The organism is Treponema sp. TIM-1 (genome assembly GCF_046533115.1).
Taxonomy (GTDB): Bacteria; Spirochaetota; Spirochaetia; order Treponematales; family Breznakiellaceae; genus JAIRMO01.
Window position 1 is genome coordinate 26,226 of the sequence record NZ_JAJQRC010000013.1, and the last position, 25,217, is coordinate 51,442.

Annotated in this window: 18 protein-coding genes; 11 read left to right on the forward strand and 7 right to left on the reverse strand. The window is 53.1% G+C overall.

Features of this window, described 5'->3' with window-relative positions; genetic code table 11:
• Positions 1 to 16 precede the first annotated feature (16 nt).
• Positions 17 to 1,786, forward strand: a complete 1,770-nt coding sequence (locus tag LQZ21_RS07290) for a LysM peptidoglycan-binding domain-containing protein (protein ID WP_411043622.1) — start codon at positions 17 to 19, stop codon at positions 1,784 to 1,786.
• Between the two features lie 224 nt (positions 1,787 to 2,010).
• Here the strand turns inward: LQZ21_RS07290 and ychF are convergent, their stop codons facing one another.
• The gene (gene ychF, locus LQZ21_RS07295; RefSeq protein ID WP_411043623.1) at positions 2,011 to 3,135 is read right to left on the reverse strand and encodes a redox-regulated ATPase YchF; all 1,125 of its coding nucleotides are present in this window, start codon (positions 3,133 to 3,135) and stop codon (positions 2,011 to 2,013) included.
• Positions 3,136 to 3,218: 83 nt separating this feature from the next.
• On the opposite strand from ychF, the gene LQZ21_RS07300 reads away from it, so the two are divergent.
• The 3 genes from LQZ21_RS07300 to LQZ21_RS07310 are packed head-to-tail and all read left to right on the forward strand — an operon-like array spanning position 3,219 to position 8,941.
• On the forward strand, positions 3,219 to 5,498 hold the full coding sequence (locus tag LQZ21_RS07300; protein ID WP_411043624.1) for an MFS transporter: 2,280 nt from the start codon (positions 3,219 to 3,221) through the stop codon (positions 5,496 to 5,498).
• Between the two features lie 5 nt (positions 5,499 to 5,503).
• Positions 5,504 to 6,883 carry an SH3 domain-containing protein gene (locus LQZ21_RS07305; protein WP_411043625.1) on the forward strand — a complete coding sequence of 460 codons (1,380 nt, stop codon included), beginning with the start codon at positions 5,504 to 5,506 and terminating at the stop codon, positions 6,881 to 6,883.
• A 3-nt stretch (positions 6,884 to 6,886) separates the two neighbouring features.
• Complete coding sequence (locus LQZ21_RS07310) at positions 6,887 to 8,941, forward strand: ATP-binding cassette domain-containing protein (RefSeq protein ID WP_411043626.1); 2,055 nt, start codon at positions 6,887 to 6,889, stop codon at positions 8,939 to 8,941.
• A gap of 16 nt (positions 8,942 to 8,957) precedes the next feature.
• Here the strand turns inward: LQZ21_RS07310 and LQZ21_RS07315 are convergent, their stop codons facing one another.
• The 4 genes from LQZ21_RS07315 to LQZ21_RS07330 all read right to left on the reverse strand — a co-directional run bounded on the left by LQZ21_RS07315 (position 8,958) and on the right by LQZ21_RS07330 (position 13,432).
• Complete coding sequence (locus LQZ21_RS07315) at positions 8,958 to 10,292, reverse strand: glycoside hydrolase family 30 protein (protein ID WP_411043627.1); 1,335 nt, start codon at positions 10,290 to 10,292, stop codon at positions 8,958 to 8,960.
• Between the two features lie 5 nt (positions 10,293 to 10,297).
• Positions 10,298 to 11,122, reverse strand: coding sequence for a carbohydrate ABC transporter permease (locus LQZ21_RS07320; RefSeq protein ID WP_411043628.1), 825 nt, complete (start codon positions 11,120 to 11,122; stop codon positions 10,298 to 10,300).
• Positions 11,119 to 11,943 (reverse strand): carbohydrate ABC transporter permease, encoded by an 825-nt coding sequence (locus LQZ21_RS07325; RefSeq protein WP_411043629.1) that lies wholly within the window; start codon positions 11,941 to 11,943, stop codon positions 11,119 to 11,121. Before LQZ21_RS07325 ends, LQZ21_RS07320 begins: the two co-directional genes overlap by 4 nt.
• Positions 11,944 to 12,115: 172 nt before the next feature.
• On the reverse strand, positions 12,116 to 13,432 hold the full coding sequence (locus LQZ21_RS07330; protein ID WP_411043630.1) for an ABC transporter substrate-binding protein: 1,317 nt from the start codon (positions 13,430 to 13,432) through the stop codon (positions 12,116 to 12,118).
• 133 nt (positions 13,433 to 13,565) lie between these two features.
• On the opposite strand from LQZ21_RS07330, the gene LQZ21_RS07335 reads away from it, so the two are divergent.
• From LQZ21_RS07335 to LQZ21_RS07365, 7 genes are all read left to right on the forward strand, one after another.
• Entirely contained in the window at positions 13,566 to 14,420 is an 855-nt protein-coding gene (locus LQZ21_RS07335) for an AraC family transcriptional regulator (protein ID WP_411043631.1), read from the forward strand.
• Positions 14,421 to 14,502: 82 nt separating this feature from the next.
• The gene (galE, locus tag LQZ21_RS07340; RefSeq protein ID WP_411043632.1) at positions 14,503 to 15,507 is read left to right on the forward strand and encodes a UDP-glucose 4-epimerase GalE; all 1,005 of its coding nucleotides are present in this window, start codon (positions 14,503 to 14,505) and stop codon (positions 15,505 to 15,507) included.
• 42 nt (positions 15,508 to 15,549) lie between these two features.
• The gene (locus tag LQZ21_RS07345) at positions 15,550 to 16,794 is read left to right on the forward strand and encodes a M20 family metallo-hydrolase (protein WP_411043633.1); all 1,245 of its coding nucleotides are present in this window, start codon (positions 15,550 to 15,552) and stop codon (positions 16,792 to 16,794) included.
• A gap of 231 nt (positions 16,795 to 17,025) precedes the next feature.
• A complete protein-coding gene (locus LQZ21_RS07350) occupies positions 17,026 to 18,204 on the forward strand; it encodes an ABC transporter ATP-binding protein (protein WP_411043634.1) in 1,179 nt (392 codons plus the stop codon).
• Between the two features lie 56 nt (positions 18,205 to 18,260).
• Positions 18,261 to 19,109, forward strand: coding sequence for an ABC transporter permease (locus tag LQZ21_RS07355; protein ID WP_411043662.1), 849 nt, complete (start codon positions 18,261 to 18,263; stop codon positions 19,107 to 19,109).
• A complete protein-coding gene (locus tag LQZ21_RS07360) occupies positions 19,106 to 19,975 on the forward strand; it encodes an ABC transporter permease (RefSeq protein ID WP_411043635.1) in 870 nt (289 codons plus the stop codon). The genes LQZ21_RS07355 and LQZ21_RS07360 overlap by 4 nt, the downstream gene beginning before the upstream one ends.
• Before the next feature lie 69 nt (positions 19,976 to 20,044).
• The gene (locus tag LQZ21_RS07365; RefSeq protein ID WP_411043636.1) at positions 20,045 to 21,136 is read left to right on the forward strand and encodes an extracellular solute-binding protein; all 1,092 of its coding nucleotides are present in this window, start codon (positions 20,045 to 20,047) and stop codon (positions 21,134 to 21,136) included.
• Between the two features lie 191 nt (positions 21,137 to 21,327).
• Here the strand turns inward: LQZ21_RS07365 and LQZ21_RS07370 are convergent, their stop codons facing one another.
• Together LQZ21_RS07370 and LQZ21_RS07380 are read right to left on the reverse strand one after the other, a co-directional pair.
• Entirely contained in the window at positions 21,328 to 21,858 is a 531-nt protein-coding gene (locus tag LQZ21_RS07370) for a hypothetical protein (RefSeq protein WP_411043637.1), read from the reverse strand.
• 710 nt (positions 21,859 to 22,568) lie between these two features.
• Positions 22,569 to 25,022, reverse strand: a complete 2,454-nt coding sequence (locus LQZ21_RS07380) for a glycoside hydrolase family 94 protein (RefSeq protein ID WP_411043639.1) — start codon at positions 25,020 to 25,022, stop codon at positions 22,569 to 22,571.
• Positions 25,023 to 25,217: the final 195 nt, after the last annotated feature.

Consider the following 25,217-nt stretch of genomic DNA (forward strand, 5'->3'; position numbering starts at 1 on the left):
GATGGAGTTTGATAGGATGAAAGGATTTCTTTATCAGCAGAAACCCGCAAAACGCCGTCGGCCGAAATTTTTAGTTCTGCGTAAGCCTAAATATCGTAGTTTTTCGGATATTATTACCCTGGTAAAGCGGGGAATGCGCCGGATCGGCTTGTGTTGTCTTGACTTTCTTCGGCATGAAGCTTTTGTTCCTAAATTGGCCGCGTTCTTGTGTTTTGGGGGGATTTTATTTGGGGCGGCTTTCCTGGTTTATTTTGCCATAGCTTCCCCCGCGGTTCCCCCTGAAAATCTGGTCTCGGCCCTGAAAGACGTGGCCGCCTATTATCAGGATCCGGGGAATTCCTATGCCTCCTCGGTGGTGGTACTTCCCCCGGAGGAAGAACAGGAGTGGGCGGTTTTATCTACCTACCCGGCCCAGGAAGATCCCATGGGCGCCGGTACCCAGGTTGAAGACCGATCCTCCGATATTGAATACCATATCCGGCCCGGGGAAACCCTGTCGGAGATCGCTTATACCTACAATATTTCCTATGAAGCCCTTGCCTATTACAACAATATAACCAATGCCAACCGGATCCGGGTGGGAACGATGATCCGGATTCCCTCCCTAGAAAACGTTAAAGCCCTGGAAGTGGAGTTGGCCTCCCGGCCCCAGCGGGTCCAGACGGCGCCGGTAAAAACGGTTACCAAAACCGTCAAGATCGCCTATGAAAGCAGAAACAACGGGGATGTGAGCGGTTCCGGGATAACCGTGCAGTTTTCCATTGTGGATCCTCCCCCGGAGTCATTCCAATCCTTTGAATGGAATTTCGGGGACGGAAAACGGGGGTTCCGCCCCAATCCGAGTTATGAATATACGATTCCCAAAACCTATGTGGCCAGTTTAACCGCCCGGGACGCGGCGGGAACGGTTTACAAATCCAACCCTCTGTATATCGACATACCCCATCCGGGTTCTGTAGTAGAACACAGTACCACCAAATTTATCACCCTGTCCTCTCCGGATGAATATTTTGTGATATACGGGAGCATCAGCAAGGTTTCCCGGTATCCGGATATTGCTTCGGCTCCCCTGGATCTGAGTGAATCCGACCAGTTTTTGACCAAGATCCGGTTTAAAAGACCGGGTTTCTACGGTATTACCGCCCGGGAAGCCGACAACCGGGAACAGTATTATTCGGTTTTTGTCAGTCCGGTTCCCACCATGCATGCGGATGTGGCCACGGAGAACTATAACTGGTACCGTACCCAATACAATACCGGTACCCAGTCCAACTGCGGTCCCGCATCGGCTTCCATGGCCATCGGATGGTCCCTGGGCAAATATTTTTCCGTTTCCTCGGTGCGCCAGGCCATAGGTTGGCATGGGGACGGGGGTACCAGCTTTGAAGAACTCATCCGGGTTATCAAGGCCCAGGGGGCCACCGCCGCTATTCAGCCCCTGAAGACGGTTCAGAATATCAAGGACGTAATCGACTCGGGCAGCATCGCCATTGTCCTTTTCCATACCAGCGGCGTCAGGGCAACCCGTTCCGACCCCGCGTCGGACCTATTCGGAAAGTATTACAACGATTCGGTGGGGCATTATATCATCATTAAAGGCTATTCCCTGGACGGTGAGTATTTTGTCATCCACGATCCTATTCCCAGCGATTGGGCGGTTAATAGTTTCCGTTACGGCGACGAACTCAGCATGATAGGCCGCAACCGGTATTACGCCTCGGCGGAGCTCCTGAACTCCCTGCGGCGGCGGGATATGATCGTGGTCCCCCGGCAGATGGGGCCTTAGTACCACCTCATATTATGTGGGAAGAAGAGGCTAAACCACGAACGACACGAACATCACGAACTTTTGCTTTGATATTCCGGAATTTATATCTGAATTCTCTTCTTTGTTCGTGGGAAAATAGGAAAGAACTATCGGTTAAAACGCCAATTTGTCTTTGTTTCTGTTCGTGTAGTTCGTGAGGTTTGTGGTTAAAATCTCTTCGTGGGACCCCTGCGTAACATGAATTATACATTAAACTTAAAAAACATCACGTCCCCGTCTTGAACGATATATTCTTTGCCCTCAATGCGGTATTTTCCCGCTTCCTTGATCTTGGCCTCGCTGCCGTATTGGACAATATCGGCGTAGGAGTAAACCTCGGCCTTGATGAAGCCCTTCTCGAAATCCGTGTGGATCACCCCCGCGGCCCGGGGGGCGCTGTCCCCGGCGCGAATGGTCCAGGCCCGGCATTCGTCGGCGCCGGCGGTAAAAAAGGTCCGCAGCCCCAAAAGCCGGTAGGCCGCGTGAACCAGGGCGGTAAGGCCCGATTCTTTTAGCCCCAATTCCGCAAGAAAGGCTTTTTTTTCTTCCGGGTCCTGGATATCCGCCAGCTCCGCCTCGAATTTGCCGGAGATCACCACCGCTTCCGAGCCCTCAGCGGCGGCCCACCCGGCGACCGCCGCTATCAGGGGGCTGCCCCGGCCCTGGGCAAAGGCCCGGACCCCCGCTTCGTCCACATTGCAGACATAGAGCTGGGGTTTAAGGGTGATAAAGAAACAATCGTAAACTGCGGCCCGCTCGTCGCCGGTGAGGGGAACCGACCGGGCGGGGATGCCCTGTTCCAGGGCCGGGGCCAGCTTGTCCAGGACGGCCAGGGCGGTTTCGGTGGCCTTCTGATCCACCTTGGCCTGCACCCGGAGGCTGTGCCGGAGCCGTTCCCGGCGTTTTTCCAGGGTATCCAGGTCCGCCAGGGCCAATTCAATGTTGATCACCTCCATGTCCGACTCGGGGTCCACCCGGTTATTCACATGGACAATGTCGGGGTCATCAAAGCAACGAACTACCTGGGCAATAACCCCCACTTCCCGGATATGGGAGAGGAACTGATTGCCCAGGCCTTCCCCTTTGGAGGCCCCCTTTACCAGGCCGGCGATATCCACAAATTCCACCACGGCGGGGATGGTCTTGCGGGGTTTAAAGATCTCCGCCAGGGTAAGGAGCCGTTCATCCGGTACGTCCACGATCCCCACGTTGGGATTAATCGTACAAAAGGGATAATTAGCCGCCTCCGCCGGGGCGGAGCTTAGGGCCGAAAAAATGGTGGACTTGCCCACATTGGGGAGCCCCACGATACCGCAGTTAAGTGCCATGGTCCTATTGTACGGACCGATCCCGCCGAGGTCAACCGTCCCTCCCTTGATATTTAATGCGTCAAATACTATTAATAGTATATATGACCGCCATGCTTTCGCCCTATCGTCTTGGTAAGGCCCGGGATTTATACAATATCTTTAATGTCTTTAACTCTCTGTCGTGGTCCTTTTTAGCGGGTAATATCATTACCCTCTTTGCCATGCGGCTTAACGCATCCGCCACCACCCTGGGGCTCCTGAATGCCCTGATCTATGTGGCCTTTTTTTTCCTGCCCCTGGGGAAACTCCTGGCAAAGCGGTTTTCCATCATCCGGATCTACAGCAGCGCCTGGTGTATCCGGGCCATCGTCATGATCCCCCTGGTTTTCGTGCCCCTGGTGGTTTCCTCGGGCCGCCATGATCTGGCCCTGGGGATTATCATCCTGGGGGTGTTTGCCTTTAATGCCAGCCGGGGCATAGGCATGATCGGGAACAATCCGGTGCTGAACCTTTTGGCCATAGGCCCGGATCGGGGCAGCTATATGACCCAGATCCAGGTGATTAACAGCGCCGTGGGGATGTTTGCCGGTTTTATCATCGCCATCCTCCTGGGCCGGGAGCCGCCCCTCTACCTCTACTCCGTTATCATCCTCTTGGGTATCCTGGGGGGAATTTTCAGCGGGTTCCTGGTAAACCGGCTGCCGGAACCGGAAAAAACCACCGGGAAAGAACCGGTCAATTTTTTCAACATGCTCCGGGAGTCCTTTGCCAAGGCGCCCTTCCGGCACTTTATCATCATATTGTTTTTGGTCGCCCTGGTGTCCGCCATTGCCCGGGCCTTTCTCGTGGTGTACAGCCGGGAGGTGTTTTTTCAGGGGGACGGTATGGTCTCCCTGTATTCGGTTTTTGGGGGGCTCGGGGCCCTGATGGTGGGGCTGATCATCAAATTCCTCGTGGACCGCATAGGGGTCAAGCCTATCTATCTGGTTTGTACGATTATGGGACTGACCGGGATGATCCCCATCGTGTTTTTCCCCCGGGGAGCGGTGGAAAACCTCTCGACGGTGATCCTTTTCCTGACTTTTCTGCATTTTATCGTGAATTTTGGATTTCTGGGCGCCGAAGGGATAGCCCAGACCTATTTTTTGGCCCTGGTTCCGGAAAAGTACATGTTGGACATGGGGATCGTATATTTTTTCGTTTTCGGCGTCGCCGGGGCCGGGGGGTCTTTCCTGGCGGGTCTGTTTCTGGACATCTTTTCGTTTGTGGGAATTCCCGTGTTTGTCTCGTTTAAAATTTTGTATGCCCTCCTCATCGGCATCACCGTCCTTATCCTGGTCATGCAAAAAAGCCTTACGGCCCTGGGTTCCCTCCCCTTTAAGGGCGCCATAGAGGTGATGTTTTCTTTCCGGGACCTGCGGGCCATTACCCTGTTGGACAAGCTCAATAAAACCAATGACGGGGAGGAGGAAGAAGCCCTGCTGGGGGCCCTCCATGATACGCCCTCCCAGTTATCCATAAAAGGGCTCCTGGACCGGGCGAAATCCCCCCGGCTTTCTACCCGCAGCGAATCCCTGCGGGCCCTGGAAAACCTGGATACCCTCAGCGAAGATGCGGAAAAGGCCCTGATCAACGATACCATCAACAACCCCTATACCACCGCTTATATTTCCGCCCGGATCCTGGGGGATCACCGGGTCTATTCCGCCATCCCTATCCTGCGGGAATTGGCTGTTTCCCAGGATTATATGCTGGCCGGGGAAGCGATCATTGCCCTGGCAAAACTCAGGGACGAAGCCTTCCGCCCTGAAATAGAGCAGATCATCCTGCAAACGGAAAATCCCCGGCTTAAAATCATGGGGGTGGAGGCCTTTGGAATCTACGGATCTCCCAATTCCCTTTCGATACTGCTGGACATCCTCAGGCAAACCAATCCCCCGCCCTATCTTCGGGACGAGGTGATCCTGGCCATGGCGAGTATCCTCCAGGTACAGAACCAGTTTTATCCCCTGCTGCTCCGTTTTTTGGAAGACGAATCCCAGATTACCACCCTCTGTATAGACGAAGCGGAATCGGCCTTTGAATTTTATGCCTCTATCCATGGCCATAAGCTGAATCCGCGGAAAAAACCCGAAAAGGCCCACCTATATAAACAGGCCCAGGGGCTGCAGGCCGCCATTTCGGCCTATGCCGGGGAATTAAACGGGGCACTCCTCTCCCGGTGGATCATGGATCTTCCCGACAGCCTCTGCGATCCCATATCCCAACTGGTGCTGTCCGAGGCGGTTCTGGATGATGAGCTTAACGCCTATGGCCGCCTGCGGCTTTTGGCCTCCCTCTGGACTGCCCGGAAACTGCGGCAGTGGTCAAAGGAGTTGTGAGTCTTATGAAAAGTAACGGAATAATATTGAGGATAAGCCGGGGCAAACCGCTGTTCCGGGCGCTGTTGGTTTGCGCGGCCTGCTGGTGTAGTATCTTGTTTGGATCCTGCGAACGGCATCTCGGCTGGGGGGTGCTGCTATGGGCTACGGAAGATCCCGCGGTGCCCTCGGGAACCATCCTGCCGGTCTATATCAAGTCCAATTTAAACCAGGTTTGGGTGGCGGGCATTCCCCGGGAATACCAAACCGGGGACGGGGAGAATAAATTTGAAATTCCCCTCTGGCAGCTTGCATTCCTGAAAACAAAGGGCGCCGCCCAAAAATATGCGGCGGCCTTTGCCGAATATGCCAACACCTATGCCGAAATTTTGCAGGACGGGCTTCCTATCCGGGACACCCCGGATAACAACGCCCGGCGGGTATACCGCCTTAAATTAGGGCAGATAATCAAGATCCTCTCCCGGGAAGAGGGGGTCCCCGCCATAAGTACCACCGGAGAGCCCCTGCCCGGGGACTGGGTCCAGGTTCTTACCGAAGACGGTACCATCGGGTACTGTTTTTCCTACCGGCTTAAAATTTTTGAGCATACCGGGGGGGTATTGGCCGCAACCCCGGACACGGCGGAAGCCGCCCCGGACCCGGATCTGGAATATGTCTTGTCCAAAACCTGGTCCCCCGAATTCTACCTTACCATGATTTCGGAGCAAAAGATAAATATCGACGAGTTTGGGAAGCAGTGGCAGTTTTTGCCCGGTCAGGAAACGGGTATTGCCCGGATATACCACCCCGACGTGGATAAAACCTTCTCCTATTCCGGAATCCGGCGTACCGGGAACCGCGCCTGGCGTTTCGAGGGGGCCTCCCTCCAGATGAGCCTCCAGACGGATACGACCCTGGCAGTGCAGTACAGTGAAAATAAGGGCGCCCTCCAGACCCTGCTTTTTGTGGCCCTGCCCTCCACGGTACCGGATATTATCACCCAGGAACTGGGCCGCCGGGATGCCCTTTTCGAGATCCTCTATATCCAAGGCCCCCATTTCACCAGTACCAATTACGGAAGCCTCACCTTTGGGGCCGAGGGGACCTTTACCTGGTCTGATTACGATCTCCTGACCCCCCAGGTAATTTCCCCCGCCTCCCGGGGAAGCGGGACCGTAGACCTGGGGCTTTTCCTAGACCGTTCCCTGGCGGACCGGTACGACGGGGCTTTGTCCTTCCGTTTTGACGGAGAGGGGGAACCGGGTACCGCGGCCAATTTTTTATATACCCTGGATGCCCTGGGGCTCCGCTTGGAATATGTACCGCCGGGTAATGTGGTGGATACCACTGTTACCCGCCGGGCGGTTTCACCGGTTATTATCTACTTTTATAAGACGGAAAATTGAGCCATGGGTTTTATCCAGGTTACCAAAACCTCCCTTGCCTTTGGCGATCGGGACATCCTTAAGGATATCAATATCCATCTGGCGGAGGGGTCCAAGGCGGCTTTGACCGGGGCCAATGGGTCGGGAAAGTCTACCCTGATGAAGATCATCGCCGGAAAACTCTCCGCCGACTCGGGGGAGCGGGCGATCCAGAAATCAAGCCGGGTCTCCTACCTTCCCCAGTCGGGGATTATCCACCGGGGCCGAACCCTTCGGGAGGAGGTGGAAACCGCCTATGCCCCGGTATTTTCCCTGCTGGCGGAGATGGAAAACCTGGGCCGGGCCCTGGAAAGCGCTGTCAGGGACGATGGGAAAACCGCGGCCCTGCTGACAGAACATCAGCGCCTCCAGGAAGCGGTAGAAAATTCCGGCTATTATCAGCGGGATCAGCAGATCTCCATGGTATTAACCGGTCTGGGGTTTTCCCTTTCCGATACGGACCGGCAGGTGGAGGAGTTCTCCGGGGGCTGGCAGATGCGGATAGCCCTGGCCAAGGTACTTCTGGAAAAATCCGACATCCTGCTCCTGGACGAACCCACCAATTATCTGGATATCGAGGCCCGTTCCTGGCTGGAGGGGTGGCTCCGGAATTTTTCCGGGGGATACCTTATGGTATCCCATGACCGCTATTTTTTGGACATGACCGTGACCGAGGTGTACGAACTCTTCCAGGGGACCCTGACCCGGTATGCGGGGAATTATACCGCCTACGAGGGGATCCGCCGGATCGAACTGGAAAGCCTCATGGCCCGGTACAAGGCCCAGCAGGAAGAGATCGCCAAGACCGAGGCCCTGATCCGCCGGTTCCGGTACAAGGCCACCAAAGCGGCCTTTGCCCAGGAGCTTATCAAACGGCTGGAAAAAATAGAGCGGATCGAGATCCCCGAATCCTTTAAGAAGATCAGCATCGCCTTTCCGCCGCCCCCCCATGCGGGGCGTATCGCCCTGACCATGGAGGGCCTGGGGAAAAGTTACGGCAGCCTCCGGGTCTTGCGCGGCCTGGATCTGACCCTGGAATCCGGGGAAAAGCTGGTGGTGGTGGGTCCCAACGGTGCGGGGAAAACCACCCTGCTGCGGATCCTTGCTGGGGACGACACGAATTTTGAGGGGCGGCTCCAGTACGGCGCGGGTATATCGGTGGGGTATTTTTCCCAGGACGCGGCGGAGGCGATGACCGGGTCCCAGAAGGTCCTGGAATTTATGGAAGCGGAGGCCCCCACCGCGCTTATTCCCAAGGTGCGGGATATGCTGGGAAGTTTCCTTTTCAGGGGGGACGACGTGTACAAGAGCATTTCGGTCCTCTCCGGTGGGGAGAAAAGCCGCCTGGCCCTCCTTAAAATGCTCCTTAAACCCATGAACCTCCTCCTCCTGGACGAACCCACCAACCACCTGGATCTCTACTCCAAGGATATACTCCTGGATACGTTAAAAAAATTTACCGGGACCATCATCTTTGTCTCCCATGACCGGGCTTTTATGGAGGCCCTCTCCACTAAAACCCTGGCACTCTTCCCCGGAGGCTCCGGGGTACCCCGGCTTTTTTACGGAAATTACGGCTATTATCTGGACCGCCTGGCCCGGGGGGAGCTGCCGGGGGAGGGGATTGCTCCGGAGCCTTCCGCCGGGACCCAGGCGGTCCAGCCCGGCCCCCCGGAAGCGCGGGAGCCGGCGGCCGGTGCAGGCCGGGAGACCGTGGCCGGAGAAGGGCGGGAAGCCGCCGGGGGAAATCCCCGGGTTATCCTGATCAAGGCGTCCACCGCGGCGGAACAGCGGGAGGCGGCAAAGCAACGCCAGGCCCGGCTCCGCAGGCTGGAGCGGGAGGAGGCGGAGATCCTCAAACACCTGGCGGAGCTGGAGGCGGAAAAGGCCCATCTGGAAGGGGAACTCGCCCGGCCCGAGATCTATGCCAACGGGGAAAAGGTCCGGGAGATACGGGCCAAACTCCGGGAAACCGCTGCCGGAATTGAAACCAAAACCCAGGAGTGGGAAGCAAAGGCTGAGGAAATTGGCGGGACTTAGGAGAGAAACTGACTGGTCATTCAAAAATGACCGTTTGTATGCTATGTTCCCGCAGATAAAGCCGCGCCCTGTGGTTATTTACACACAGGGTTGTTTTCTGCGGTATATCCAGGGCGTTCATCACAACGGCTATGACGCATCCATCTGGGTTTTGAAAGGCACAGACCTCAAGAACGCTGCTATCAGACGTGATACCAAGTCGTGCGGCCCCGCGGCGGATAAATTTACTAAAATGCCCTATATAGTAATAAGAGTTTAAAAAAACAAGGCGGTCGTTTTCCGTGTCCACCATGACCGGTGCGGTACAGAAATTACCGTGCATATTTGGCCCACCCTGTTTGTCCAAAAACAAATTCCAGTCAATAAACGCATTGGCTCCGTTATTCATATCGCCGATTATCTCATGGGCGTACCGTTCTCCTATACCCCAGTCTGTCACATCTTCAGGCAGTGCGGTACAGCTTTCTGTAGATATAAGCAGGACATTAGGAAATTCTTTCTGTATGGCGTACAGATTTTCAAAATAATCACCGCTGTACCAATGAAATGCCACACCACAGCCCCGGTGTACCAACAACGGATCCGAAAGTAAATCTCTTGTTCCGGCAAGCATACGGTCCTTGTTGCTGTCCCAGAGCAGTATCTGTATGTCTTTAAATCCGCCGGCATCCAGGGCGGGAAGGAGTCCCTTAAGCAGGAATGCTTTTTCCTGCCCGGTGTTGTAGCGGCACGAAGCCCAACGCTGTTCTTCATCAGGCTCATTTTGTATGCCCAAGGCCCATATATCCACACCATGTTCCCGATATGTTCTGACAAATTGTACTAGATACCGCCCCATCGCCTCGTAGTATTCCGGTTTGAGTTCACCGCCCGCGAGTACCCCATTGGTCTTCATCCAGGCCGGTGGACTCCAGGGCACGGCGTACAACAGAAGCCGCTGCTCACAGATACTGGCAGCATTCTTTATAAATGGAATGAGCCATCGTTCGTCATGGCTGATATCGAAACAGGTCATATCCGTATCGCCGGGGATATCGTTCAAGGTATATGGCTCCGTACAAAAATCACAGCACCCTATATGCGTACGGCCCATGTTGTAGGCGATACCTTCCTGGGGATGAAAATATGCACGCAAAGCATCCGTGCGACGTTCCGGGCTAAGTGGCTCCAGTACGGCAGCGGCGGACTGGGTAAACGCACCGCCAAAACCCAAGATACGCTGGGCAGGCGATTGGACATCTATATATATCTCATGCCCGGAATCCGCTGTTTCGACAAGGCTACCCGGCTCCATATACTTTTGGGTATTTTTTTCCGTTGTAATGATGCGTATTCTCGATGATCTTTCCAACAACCTTACCCCTTTACCGCTCCGGCGGTGATGCCGTTGATAAAATACTTTGATCCCAGGGTATACAGAATTACGATGGGGAATGTGGACAAGGTTAAAGCCAGCATCTGCGCACCGTAATCCTGCCGGTATGCGACGGCAATATTGGCAATCATAAGCGGCAATGTATAGGATGCTTGTTTATTAATGACAATAAGCGGCAAGAGATAACTATTCCAAGACCACAGGAAAATAAGGGTAACTACCGTAATGCAGCCAGCCTTTATGCACGGAACAACGATAGAAATCAATATACGCGGTTCGGAAGTGCCGTCCATCCGTGCACTTTCCAGCATTTCATCGGGCACGGAGCTCCGCATAAATTGGGTCATAAAAAATACACTGAAGGGATTCGCCACCCATATATATACAACGGAAGCCAGCGTATTAGTCAAGTGCATGGCCCTCAGCTCAATAATATACCCTATGATTGCTATCTGAGCGGGGAGCATCATACCTAACAGAATGATGTTCTGAATAAACACCTTCAGGCGAAAACGGTATTTGGCCAGTGCAAAGGCCGCGCACACACTGGTGAATAGGCATACCGCCGCGGATACCGTCGACACAAACATACTGTTCAAGTATGACCGCAGAAAATGCCCTTTCAGTACTGTAGCCAGATTTACACCCAGGTAGTTACTTACCCACAGCGGCAGTCCGGTAAACAACTTTTCGCTACGATATGTCCCCATTACAAACATTATATAAAACGGAACCAACGCGACAAGCGAAATCACGGACAAAAACAAGTATACACCATTAAAACGACAGCCTGTTATCCGTTTCATGCGTTGTCACCTCGCTTTGAAATATAGAAGCTAATAAATGAAAAGATGCCGATGATCATGAACAGTGAATAGGCTATGGCAGCGCCATACCCCAACCGAGTGGAACTGCCGAAAGCATCGTCGTAGAATTTCCACAAGATGGTCAGCACAGAGTATTCAGGCCCACCGATATTCCTAGCCGCGGCGGACCAGCCGGAAAAAAGCTGCACCGGTTCATCAAACATCTGAAAACCGCCAATTAACGCGGTAATAAACAGAAAAACCGTTACGGGTTTCAGCATGGGTATGGTAATACAAAACAGCACTTGTACCGGGTTGGCGCGGTCTATACGGGCGGCCTCGTATATATCCCGTGAAATAGCCGTCATACCGGCGAGATATATGAGCATACAGTATCCGAAATTGCGCCATATGATCATCAAAGCCACAATAACCCGGGATGCCCAAGGACTCTGTAGCCAAAAAAAATGTTCTTTGAAAATACCCAGTCCGGTAAGTACGCCATTCAAAATACCACTGTTCCAGTCAAATATATACGAGAAAATAAAACCAATGGCTACCGGTGTAGTAAAATAGGGCATAAAATTCAGTACCTGGAAAAAACGACGGCTTCGTCCGATGTTATACAAGCAAAACGCCAAAATAAGGCCCAAAAACAGCGTAACCGGCAAGGACATGACCATGATAATAATCGTATTCAATATAGACTTCAAAAACAGCCGGTCCGACCTGAGCAGCCGTATGTAGTTACCAAGTCCCACAAAGGTCTTCTGGGTTATACCGTTCCAATTAAACATACTGAGATACAGGGAATAGATCATGGGGAACACCATGAATATGCCATAAGCGAGCAAAAAGGGCAACAAAAACAGATATGGCCACTTCCTGTTTTTTCCCGAAAGCATACCCTTGTCTTGAAAGCCCGACCTTCTGCCCCTTGTACCAAGATTCATGATAATTCCCCCGGAACCATGCTGGTGAGATATACCGGCCTTACTTTACCGTAATATCGGGATCTCTCAGCTTTACTTCTTCAATAAACATATCCAGCGCCTCAGCCGCGTTTACAGAACTATTTGACATATACACCGGAATGAGCTTCTGCCAGGTAGCGTCCACAATGGAGTCTAAACGGGTCTGCTTGGCGGTTTTCGCCTGCGGGGCCGCAGTACCTATATAAAACTGTACCAGACTTTGACCGCCAAAAAAATCGTCATAGGGGCCCTTGATGTTAAAGGGCGAATACTCACTCTCATAATAGGGCTGATAGCAGCTATAATTGCCCGTAAGTTCATACATCATAGCACTGCCCTCCTCCGAGAAATACACATACTTAATGAATTCCCATGCGGCAGCTTTATTCTTACTGTCCTTGTTGATGCTCAGACTGGTACCACCCAGGTTGAACGCACCTCCGGGTGGCGTCGTGATGGCCCAGTTACCACTGCCGTCGGGATCGTTCACGGAGATGACATACGGGGGGCACCATGCAGCGGCTTCGTAGAACAAAATATCCTTTGAAGCATAAGCGGCGTACCAATTCGATGAGTACATTTCAATGTTGCCGATAATACCGGCATCGCGCATCCGCAGCGCTATTTCAAGTGGAGTTTTTACCTTGGCCGTAATATCTACGGTCGAGACGCTTACATAGTCAACCACATTTTGACTCAAGGTAGACAGCAGAACATCTCCAAGGGAAGCCATCATCTTTACCCGTCCATCACTGGCATTGCTCACCTTCTTGCCAACTTCCAGGAATTTATCCCAGTCGGATATCATATCGCCTACTTCAGCCGGATCGTCTGTCCCCAGGTATTGTTTTGCCACGTCCCGTTTATAAGCAAATCCGGCGGGCGTTACCTGCATGTCTATAGCGACGATATGATCCGATGGATCCGAAGTGAGGGGTACCGATGATTTTACCATGAGACTACGGTCAAGGTTGTAGGGGGCTTGCTCAAGGTTTTCACATATGCCCATCTCGAACAGCGCACCTCGCCAGGCTATCTCACCAAATATGATATCCGGCAATTCCAGTCCTGTTACATAGCTGGTTTGGAGCTTGGTCATGTAGTCATCCCAAGCTACTTCCTGGACATTCACGGTTACATTTGGATGAATTTTGTTGAAATTCTCGGCGAATTTCATCTGAATATCGCCATTCCAATCCCAAATGAGAATGTTGCCGGACAACTCATCTTTCGGTATGTCGTCCGCCACTTCTTCGGTTTTTTTTCCGCTACAAGCTAAGAATACCAGGCAAAGAATCGCTGGTAAGACCGATAATGAGAATCGCTTTATTTTCATGGTTGGCCTCCAATAAGATATAAACCTATGATAGTACCCATTATCCGGCCTGTAAATATCATAGTGATATAAAAAATATTGCAAAATGCTGTTTTTCCTGATATAATTAATAAATAGGCGGCAAATTGGTATTATGTATAACAATCTTACCTATATTTTTCCAAACACCAATTTTACGGATCTGACCATATATCAATATGGTGTGGAGAAATGCGCGCCTCTTTTGGCCTGCGGCCCGGCCATACGGCATCACTATCTGCTGCACTATATCCTGTCAGGTAAGGGTATATTTAGTTCCGCAAATGGCTCTGAACATACGGTATCTGCGGGACAGGCGTTTTTGATCCACCCGGACAGTATCTCTTTTTACTGCGCCGACCGCCATGACCCCTGGCACTATATCTGGATTGAATTCGATGGTCTTAAAGCGCCGGCGTTTATCACCCAGGCGGGACTGTCCATAAAAAATCCCATATATACGTCCTCTCAGGGCTCTGCGGAGGGGCTAGAACGCCGTCTTATCTTCCTGATAGAGCATAATGACGCTTCGCCGCTGGAATTGATAGGTACGCTCTATTTTATCATGGACGAGCTTATCAAAACCTCGGTGACAAAAAATCTACGGCGCGAGGACAACCTACAGGAATTCTACGTACATGAAGCCATAAACTATATAGAACGCAATTATGACAAGAATATCGGCATAGAAGGTATCGCCGCCTGGTGTAACTTAAACCGCAGTTATTTTGGCAAAATATTCAAAAACACGATGCTGGTCACTCCCAGGGATTTTTTACAGAAATACCGGATGAACCGCGCCTGTGATCTGCTAAAGGGAGGCTTATCCGTATCGGACACTGCACATCGTGTAGGCTATGAGAATCCGCTGCATTGTGTAGGCTATGAGAATCCGCTGCATTTCTCACGGGCTTTCCGCAATATATTTGGTACATCCCCTAGGGAATGGCGTAATAGAAACTCCCATTAATTCAGAGCCTGAACGAAGCCCCAACTTCTCTCTTCTCCTTAATCAGGTAGTACATTATCCCGGTTTGTGCTATACTAAAGCCATGAACATACTGATTATCGGCGGGGCCGGGTATATTGGAAGCCATGTGGCTCGGGAATTTTTGGATCAGGGGCACCGGATTACGGTGTATGATAACCTTTCCAGCGGGTTACGGGAGAATCTTTTTCCGGAAGAGGCCTTTATCCATGGGGATATTTTGGATTATACGGGGCTGCTCAGGGCGGCTACCGGGGATAATACCCACCGGGTGTCCAAAATGCCTGTTTTTGATGCCATTATACACCTCGCGGCGTTCAAGGCGGCGGGGGAATCCATGATAAAGCCGGAAAAATATTCGGTCAATAATATCACCGGTACCATCAATATCCTCAACGCCGCGGTGGAGGGGGGGATTAAAAACATTGTTTTTTCCTCCAGCGCCGCGGTTTACGGGGAACCGGAATACCTGCCCCTGGATGAAAAACACCCCACGAACCCCGAAAACTACTACGGCTTTACCAAACGGGAGATCGAACTCTTTCTGGGGTGGTATGAAAAACTTAAAGGGATCCGTTTTGCCAACCTGCGTTATTTTAATGCCGCGGGGTATGATGTCAAGGGCCGAATCAAGGGCCTGGAACAAAACCCCGCCAACCTCATCCCGGTGATCATGGAGGCTGCGGCGGGAAAACGGCCGGAAGTGCAGATCTTTGGGGACGATTACGATACCCCCGACGGTACCGGGGTCAGGGACTATGTCCATGTAAACGATCTTGCCCTGGGCCACCTGGCGGCTTTGGAGTATATTACCCGGAACGACAAAAGCCTCACCGTCAACCTGGGCAGTGAAACCGGGATTTCGGTAAAGGAAATTATCGAAGCCGCCCGCCGGATCAGCGGCAAGCCCATCCCCGCCCGGATCGTGGGACGCCGTCCCGGGGACCCGGCCAAACTCACCGCTTCTTCCAAACTCGCCCATGAGGTCCTGGGCTGGACCGCCCGTTATTCGGACCCGGATACCCTGATCCGCAGCACCTGGGAAGTATATAAAGGAACCGCTAAATAGGGGAGCAAAATTGCTATTTTGCCTCTTAAAGAGGAGAAAACTATGTCAAAAGAAACTATCTTTGGGTTTATCGAAAAAAACGTTCCCCTGATCATCGCATTGGAGACGGAGCTTACCAAACGGCCCGCCATAGCTCCGGAATCCGGGGGGGAGGGGGAATGGGAAAAATGCCGGTTCCTTGAGCAATGGCTTAAAGACCGGGGCATCACCGCCCTGGAGCGCCTGGACGCCCCGGATAAGCAGGCCAAGGGAGGGGTCAGACCCAATCTGATTGCCACCATCCCCGGAAAAAACGACGCCAAACGGCTGTGGATCATGAGCCACCTGGATGTGGTACCCCCCGGAGAGGCTTCCCTGTGGAAAAGCGACCCCTGGCAGGTGGTTCAACAGGAAGGTCCCCGGGGAACGGTGCTTATCGGCCGGGGGGTAGAGGATAACCAGCAGGGGCTTTGTTCCTCGGTTCTGGCCGCCTTGTCCCTGATTTCCCAAGGGATCACCCCGCCCCACCCGGTCAAGCTCCTCTTTGTGGCGGATGAGGAGATGGGCAGCGCCTACGGCATAGATTGGATCCTGAAAAACCACCCCGGCCTGTTCCGCGGGGACGACATGATCCTCATCCCCGACGGCGGGGATCCCCGGGGGGAAACCATCGAGATCGCTGAAAAAAACCTCCTCTGGGTCCGGTTTACCACTACCGGCTCCCAAGCCCACGGTTCCCGGCCGGATCAGGGGATCAATGCCCACTTAGCCGGGGCGGATCTGGCGGTTCGGCTCCATGAGGGCCTTTCAAAACAATTTTCGGAGCGGGACCCCCTCTTTGAGCCTGATTATTCCACCTTCCAGCCGACCAAAAAAGAGGCCAATGTGCCCAATATCAACACCATCCCCGGGGAAGATGTTTTCTATATGGATATGCGGATCCTCCCCCGGTATCCCATCAAGGCCGTTCTTACGGAGATAGACCGCATAAAAGGGGAAGTGGAAGCCAAATACGGGGTAAAAATCGCCTATACCCCCCTCCAATCCGTCGAATCCCGGCCCACTTCCCCGGAAGCGCCCCTGGTAAAACTCCTCTCCGGGGCGGTCCGGGAGGTGTATGGGGTGGAAACCCGGCCCATCGGCATCGGGGGCGGTACCGTGGGGGCCTACCTCCGGAACGCCGGGATCGACTCGGTGGTATGGGGCCGGATGGATGATACCGCCCATCAGCCCAACGAGTACACGGTCCTTGAAAACATCCTGGGGGATGCCAAGGTAATGGCCTTTTTAATGATGGAGGAACGGTAAAAACCGCGATCATCCGTTATTTTTTTCCTTTTTAGTTCATAAACCGGTTGACAACAACTCATAAAATACGCATTGTACCCTGTAGAACAAAAATAGTAGAATTTAGGGTGGGTTAAACGAGTACATGAGGAAAAAGCGGGCTTTTTGCCGTTTTTCCAAAGCCTTTCCTGAAATCAACCGGGTTTTGGGAAAGGCGCAGGATATACCGGAAGGGAGGTTGAAGGAGCAGGGTTGAAAGGGAGCGATGTTGGCATCAAAGAGATTTCTAAGTCTTTTGGTGATTTTAAGGTCCTGAATGCGGTGGACCTTGAGATAAAAAAGGGGGAATTTTTTTCCCTCCTGGGGCCTTCGGGGTGCGGTAAAACCACCCTGCTGCGGATCATCGCGGGGTTTGAAACCCCCGATGTGGGAATTGTTACGTTTGACGGCGCCGATGTCCTGCCCCTGCCCCCCAACCGCAGACCGGCAAATACGGTCTTTCAAAATTATGCCCTTTTTCCCCACTTGACGGTTTTTGAAAACGTGGCTTTTTCTTTGCGCTTAAAAAAACTGCAACGGAACGAGGTTAATTCCCAGGTAACCGAATACCTTAAATTGGTCCAACTGGAGGGTCATGCCCATAAGAAACCCAACCAGCTTTCGGGGGGCCAAAAACAGCGGGTCGCCATTGCCCGGGCCCTGATCAACGAACCCCGGGTATTGCTGCTGGACGAACCCCTCTCCGCCCTGGACGCCAAATTGCGGCAGCACATGCTCATCGAGCTGGACCAGATCCACGACAAGATCGGGATCACCTTTATCTACGTTACCCACGATCAGCAGGAGGCCCTGTCGGTTTCCGACCGGATCGCGGTGATGAACCAGGGGAATGTTTTGCAGGTGGGAACCCCCCACGATATCTATGAAAGCCCTGCCACGGACTTTGTGGCCCGGTTTATCGGCGAGACCAACCTCTTTGACGCATCGGTGACGGCGGTGGAAAAACTCGACCGGAGCGAGCCGGAATATATGGCCCATTTGCATATCCCCGAGCTGGGGAATATCAAGGTGACCACCGTGGACGAGGTCCGGAGCGGACAGCAGGTTAGTTTTACCATACGGCCGGAAAAGATCCTGATCTCCAAGGAAAAACCCGCCACCAAGCGGGAGGACATCAACCTGCTGCAGGGGACGGTGGACGAGCCCATCTATTCGGGGTTCCAGACCAAATTCTACGTCAAAACCCAGGAAAAGGTCCTGATCCGGGTGATCAAACAGCACGCCAAATACTCCGATGAGGGTCCTGATATTGTGTGGAAGGATTCGGTATACCTGTCCTGGAGCGCCAATGACGGGTATATTGTGGGGATCAAAGACGATGGGGAGGGCTCCGGCTTCCCGGGACCCGGTCCGGGGACGGGAGAACCGTGAAGGCGCGAACCGGCTCCGGCGGGAAACGGAATTACGGCATCTTCTATTCCGGCCCCATGGCGATGTGGTTTACGGTTTTTTTTCTGATCCCCCTCATCATCATTGTGGTATACAGTTTCCTTAAAAAGGGACTTTACGGCGGGGTGGAATGGGAGTTTTCCCTGCACGCCTACAAAAGCCTGGGGAACCCCAACTTTGTGATCATCACCATCCGTACCCTGATTACCTCGGTGGCGGCCACGGTGATAACCATCTTTATTGCCCTGCCCTGCGGTTATTTTATGGCCCGGAGTAAACACCAGACCCTGCTGCTGCTCCTCATTATTGTCCCCTTTTGGACGAATTTTCTGATCCGGGTATTTGCCTGGATGAACATCCTGGGAAACAACGGTTTTCTCAATGAATTTTTGATGCACTTCAGGCTTATCCGGGATTATGTCCACTTCCTCTATAATCAAAAGGTGGTGATCCTGGTGCTGGTCTATATGTACCTGCCCTATGCGATCCTGCCCCTGTTTTCGACCATCGACAAGTTTGATTTTTCCCTGTTGGAAGCGGCCCGGGACCTGGGGGCCACCAAACCGCGCTCCATGTTTTTGGTGCTGCTCCCCAATATCAGGAGCGGCATATACACCGCGGTGCTTTTCACCTTCATCCCCATCTTTGGGGCCTATGCGGTGCCCCTCCTGGTGGGGGGTAAGGATTCCTATATGCTGGGGAATGTCATCGCCGATCAACTCACCAAGTCCCGGAACTGGCCCCTGGCATCGGCCTTTTCCATGGTGCTGACCCTGGTCACCACCGTGGGGGTCCTGCTCATGATGAACCTGCAGCGCCGGGACGCCCAGCGGACCGTGGATGTAAAGGGAGAAATTGCCCAGGACCCCAAGGGGGTAAGCCCATGACCGGTAAAAGCCTGGTTCACCATATCATTACCTCCCTGCGGACGGGAAATTCCCAGGGGGAAGCGGCCCGCCATGCAAAACGGGCCTACCGGAAGCGTTTTTCCTTTTCCCAGACGATCTTTATCGCCACCATTGTGTTTCTTTTCCTCCCCCTGATGGTGCTGATCCTCTATTCCTTTAACTCCTCCAAGGGCATGAACTGGACCGGGTTTTCCCTGGTCTGGTACGAACAGCTCTTTTTCCGTTCCCGGGACCTGTGGCGGGCCTTTTGGAACAGCGCCTTTGTCGCCGTAAGCTCCGCCGCCACCGCCACCGTGCTGGGAACCGCCGGCGCCATCGGGGTCAACTGGTACCGGTTTAAGCTGCGGAACTACATCCAGGCCATATCGTTTATGCCCATGATCCTCCCGGAAATCATCATCGGGGTATCCCTTTCCCTGTTTTTTGCGGGGGTCAAAATTCAGTTAGGACTCCTTACGATCTTTATCGCCCATACCACCTTCAACCTGCCCTTTGTGTTTCTTATGGTTATGGCCCGGCTGGACGAATTCGACTTTTCCATCATCGAGGCGGCCCACGATCTGGGGGCCAGCGAAAAACAGACCCTTTTTAAGATAACGGTGCCTATCTGTATGCCCGGCATCGTATCGGGATTTTTAACGGCCATCACCATATCCCTGGAGGATTTTGTCATTACCTCCTTTGTCTCCGGCCCCGGCTCCTCCACCCTGCCCATCTATATTTATTCGGCCATCCGGTTTGGGGTATCGCCGGTGATAAACGCCCTGTCGGTGGTGATGATCCTGGGGACCGTTCTCCTCACCTATTTACTCAGAAACTTTTTGAAGTATATCGCGGCAAAATGACCTGTATGGGTCTTTATTTTAAAGGTGTTGAAACAAAACTATAGTAACCTTCAACACCAGGAGGAAAAGATGAAGAAAATACCTGTATCAGCCGCAGCCCTGTCCGCGGTTCTGCTCGCCCTTGCCGCGCTGACTGCCCTCAGCGGCTGCACGAAACAACCAGCGGCGGATTCCACCGCTGCCGCCGCCGTCGAATCGGACCGGCTTAACATCTATTGTTGGACCTATTATGTTCCCCTTTCGGTACGGGAAAAATTTGAAGAGGAGTACGGCGTTACCATCATATTTGACGAATATGACTCCAACGAGACCATGTATGCCCATATCCAAGCCGGGGGCAGCGGGTATGATATCGTTTTCCCTTCCGGGGATTACGTTTCTATCATGATAAAGCAGGATATGTTTGAGCGGATCGATCATTCCAAACTCTCCAACCTGGGTAATATCGATCCCCTGGTTCTGGAAAAAACCACCTACGATCCCAATATGGAGTACAGTGTACCCTATTATTTTGGCGCCGCAGGGATCGCGGTGAATACCGAGCGGATCCCCAATTATGATCGGAGCTGGTCCATTTTCGCTAGAAACGATCTCCGGGGCCGGATGACCATGCTGGATGATATGCGGGAAGTTATGGGGGATGCCCTGGTCTTCCTTGGTTATTCGGTGAATTCCAAGAATCCCGCCGAGATTGAAGCGGCCAAAGACCTTATCAACCATACCTGGAAGCCGAACCTGGTTAAATTCGACGCCGAAGCCCCGGGCAAGGGGTTTGCCAACGGTGATTTTTGGGTGATCCAGGGATACGCGGAAATGGTATACGAAGAAATATCCGAAGCGCAGAAAGCAACCACCGTCTTCTTTATACCCCCCGAGGGAGGCCCCGCCTACATCGACAGTATGTGTATATTGAAGGGTGCTAAGAATATCGATCTGGCCCATAAATTTATCGATTTTATCCATCGGCCGGAGATCTATGCGGAATTTACCGATTATTTCGGCTTCCCCGCCACGGTAAACATCCCTGCCCGGGATCTCAAGACCCAAGAGCCCTACTACACCGCGGAGGAGCTGCTCAGGACCGAGTTGAAGGACGACTTGGGGGAAAGCCTGGATCTGTACAACACCGCATGGTTTGACTCGATTCGTATCGGGGAATAGCCGGGGATGAAATTTAACCACGTTGCGTCACGAACAGGAACAAAGACAAATTGGCGTTTTCACCGATAGCTCTTTCCTGCTTTCCCACGAACAAAGAAGAGAATTCAGGTATATATTCCGGGATATCGAAGCAAAAGTTCGTGATGTTCGTGTCGTTCGTGGTTAATCCTCTGCTTCCTGCGTAACATGCGTTATTTTGCAAACCGATTTTGAAAAAATTCGGCAAAAGGCGTATATTCATCAACGTAAGACACGGGAATAACCAATGCGCCTGAACTTCCCCAAGCGGCTGAAGCGATGATAGAAAAGTCTATCGGCGCATCACCGAGCTTCGGATGTGAAATGTTGAAGCTGCCGGTCTTTTGAAGATACACCGCTTTTTTACATTCGCTTTTTTTACAGAACACCGGCTCATCCACTGACGCAAGATCGTTTGATGTAGAGATAAGCACAAGCTCCGGATCATCGCCGTCTTTATATCCTATGAGATAGTTGTAAAAGGTTCGTATCTCTTTCGTCAGTTTTTTGGTGGTAACCATGTTCGTTCCGGCCAAAACCGTATAGCTGTCGCCGTTTTCCACCTTTGAGTTGAAAATGTTTCTGATCTCTTCCTTTTTGCTATCAGATTTACCGCCGGATTGTCCTCCTCCGCCCGGTTGTCCCCCTGCCGCTCCGTTGATAGCGTCACCGACCAGACCCACAAATTTGTCAAATAAGCCCATTTCAATTCCTCCTCAATTTAATACCAATATACATCGGCTTTGAAAATATAAAAAACAACACTGCAAATTATACAAATAATTCCTGTTACCAGAACAAGTGCTCGGCGTATTCCAGGAGAAAAATTTCTTACGGTATAGCGGCTGGGATACAGCCACCGCCAGTTAAATATAAATCCCACTATTAACAGGCAGCCCCCCAAAAACAATACCGCGCATGGTCCCACCGGGCCTAAGGCCTGCCAAAATTCACCAATCCTACTAAAAAAGTTAATTTATTTTCTCCTGACCTTCTGTATATCCTATACCGTTATAATGTGTCAACACCCTATTAAAAAAGCGTTGACAAACGCCAAAAACAAAATGTATACTTGGAATGTACACTTTAACAGGCAATGTCAACAGGGTAAAAACCTCGACCATCCATAATACTTAAAAAAATTATCGGTAAACATTATACAAATAAATGACAATATATCGACAAGGGCAATGTTCCTGGCAGAAGATTATTGTTTAAGTCATTCAATGGAAGCGGGAGATGCAATAATAGCATCAACGGCATTGGAAAATCAGGAAATACTATTAACCGGGAATGATAAACACTATAAATTTATCCCCAATATACAAGTACAAAAATTTAAACCCTAGGGGAAAAGGCAGAAACTGCATATATGCTTCCTGCGTAACATGAGTTACCTGGCCATTTGCCTGCTTCACCCTACCCTGCCCATCACCACGGCAACACGGTTCACGCTGCCCGCGGCTTGGGACGGGATAAGCGCGCCGCCGGAAGCGGCCCTTTCCTGGGGGGTTCCGTTCAGGCGGTATTCCCGCACCCCCTTGCTCACCCCCTGGGGGTTGGTTACCTCAATCTCGTAGACCGCGCCCCGCCAAACCCGGCGGGCGGTAAAGCCCTTCCACTCCGGGGGGATGCAGGGATCGATCTCCAGGGCGTCGTAGCCGGGGCGGATCCCCAGGATGTAGCGGGTAGCGGCAAAGTAGCTCCAGCCCGCGGAGCCGGTCATAAAGGGGTGGCGGGCCCGGCCAAAGGCGCTGTGGTCCGGCCCCATGATGAACTGGCAGTAGGAGTAGGGTTCCGCCTCCCGGGTTTCGATTTTGTCGTTCTGAAAATAAGGGCAGAGGGCGTCGTAGAACTTCATGGCCCGGTCCCCCCGGCCCAGGACGGCTTCGGCGGCCCAGGCCCAGGGGTTTGGATGGCTGAAGATGGCGGCGTTTTCCTTTACCCCTGGATACACCCGGGTAACAAAGCCGATTTCGTCATCGGGCTTGGTGTAGGCCGGGGCGCAGAGCTTGAGGCCAAAGGGGGTGTAGAGGTACTGATCCACGGCGTCCATGGCCCGCAGCCCCCGCTCAGGGGAGGCCGCGCCGGAAAGTACCGCCCAGGTATTGCTCTCCATAAAAACCTTTCCCTCGGCGTTTTCCGGGGTGCCGATTTTCCGGCCCGAGGCGGTAATCCCCCGGGTGTACCAGGCGCCGTTCCATAGGACCCCCTCGCAGGCGGCGCGGACCTTTTCCGCCAGGGCGGCGTATTTTTCCGCGTCCGCCCCCCGGCCCAGCCGCCGCGCCAGGGCGACAAAGTGGGTCAGGGCCCAGTGGTGCAGGAAGGAGACCATGGCGCTTTCGCCGCCCCCCAGGTTGAGGCAGTCGTTCCAGTCCGCCCGCAGCCCCCGGCAGATACCGTTTTGCCCCACCTGTTCCGCGGAAAAGTCCAGGATCCGCGCCAGGTGTTCGTAGACCGTGCCCGGCGAAACCCCGCCCTCAAGGCCGTCGGCATAGGTATAGACCTCGTCGACAAAGCCGTAATCCCCGGTTTCCTTGATGTATTCGGTAAGCGCCGGGACGAGCCACAGGGCATCGTCGGCGCATACGTCCTTAAGGCCGTGGACGATCTGGCTTTTGTCCGGGGTGGGGACCACCGTGGGGGATGTAAAGGCCGGCTTTTTTTGCTCCTCAAACCATTCCGGTTGAAAGAGGTGGAGGCCGTAACCCCGGGAAGTCAATCCCCGCAGAAGTTCGATGATCCGGCTTTTGCATTTTTCCGGGTTGGAATGGGGGACGCACATGGCGTCCTGGGCCGTATCCCGGTAGCCCAGACCGGTCCGGCCCCCCACCTCGATAAACGAGGCGAACCGGGAAAACATGACGTTGATCTCCGACTGGTAGAGGGTCCAGGTGTTGAGCATGGTATTCATCCCCTCGTTGGGGGTGGAAACTTGGAGTTTTTCCAGCTTTTTGGTCCAGAAATCCCCCAGGGCCCTAAAGGCGTCGTCCACTACCCGGGGGTCCCGGTATTTTTCCCGGAAAGCGGCCCCCTGTTCCCGGTTTCCTTCCCCCAGGATGAAGAGGACCCGGCGCTCCTCCCCGGCCTCCAGGCTCAGCCGCAGGTGCAGGGCCCCGCAGTGGTTCCCCCCCAGCTCGGCAGAACCGGTACAGCGGCCCTGTTCCACGGCCAGGGGGTTGGTCTCGCTCCGGTAGGGGCCTATGAATTGGTCCCGCAGGCAGTCAAAGCCGTCGGGAGCCTTGTCCCTGCCGTTGACCGCGGTGAAAAACTGGCAGCCCCCTTCCTCGTAAAAGGGGTCAAATTCGATGATCCCCTCCGTATAGGAGGTCCCTGCGGAATAGAGGCTCATCTGGAAGTTTTTATTGTCCATTTCAATATGATGAAAGGAGAATTCCAGGTAGGCGAAGACGCTCAGCTGCCGTTTTTTACCGGAATTGTTTTTCAGCCGTACATCCCAGAGTTCCACCGGATCCTCCGGGGGGATAAAGAGGGTCTGGGAGCCCTCGATACCCCGGTAGTCAGCGTGGTAGACACTGTAGGAAAGGCCATGGCGGCAGGTATAGGCCGCCTTATCCAGGGGTTTTCCCACGGGCTGCCAGGAGAGGGTCCAGTAATCGGGCGCCCCCGGCCCGTCATCGTCCCGGATATACACATAGTGGCCCGGCCGGTCCAGGGGCACCCCGTTGGGCCTAAACCGGGAGATCCGGTGGTATTCCGGGGACTTATAGAACAGATACCCCCCGGCGGTATGGTTAAACACCCCGCACATATCCCGAATACCGATATAGTTGGTCCAGGAAACGGGCACGTCTACCCGGTTTATCACATATTCCCGGCGCTCATTGTCAAAATAACCGTACCGCATATAAACCCCTCAACCTATAGTATCCGGTATATGGCCGTTAAATGCAACAAAGTTCAAACCACCCGCCGCATGGCTTCTTCAAAAAAAACAAAAATACATTGACATTATAATAGCCAAACAGAATAATAAAAGAAACGGTTGTTTCATAAAAAAAGTTTTTAAAATGGTAAATTTTGGAAAAAGAACTATACTTTA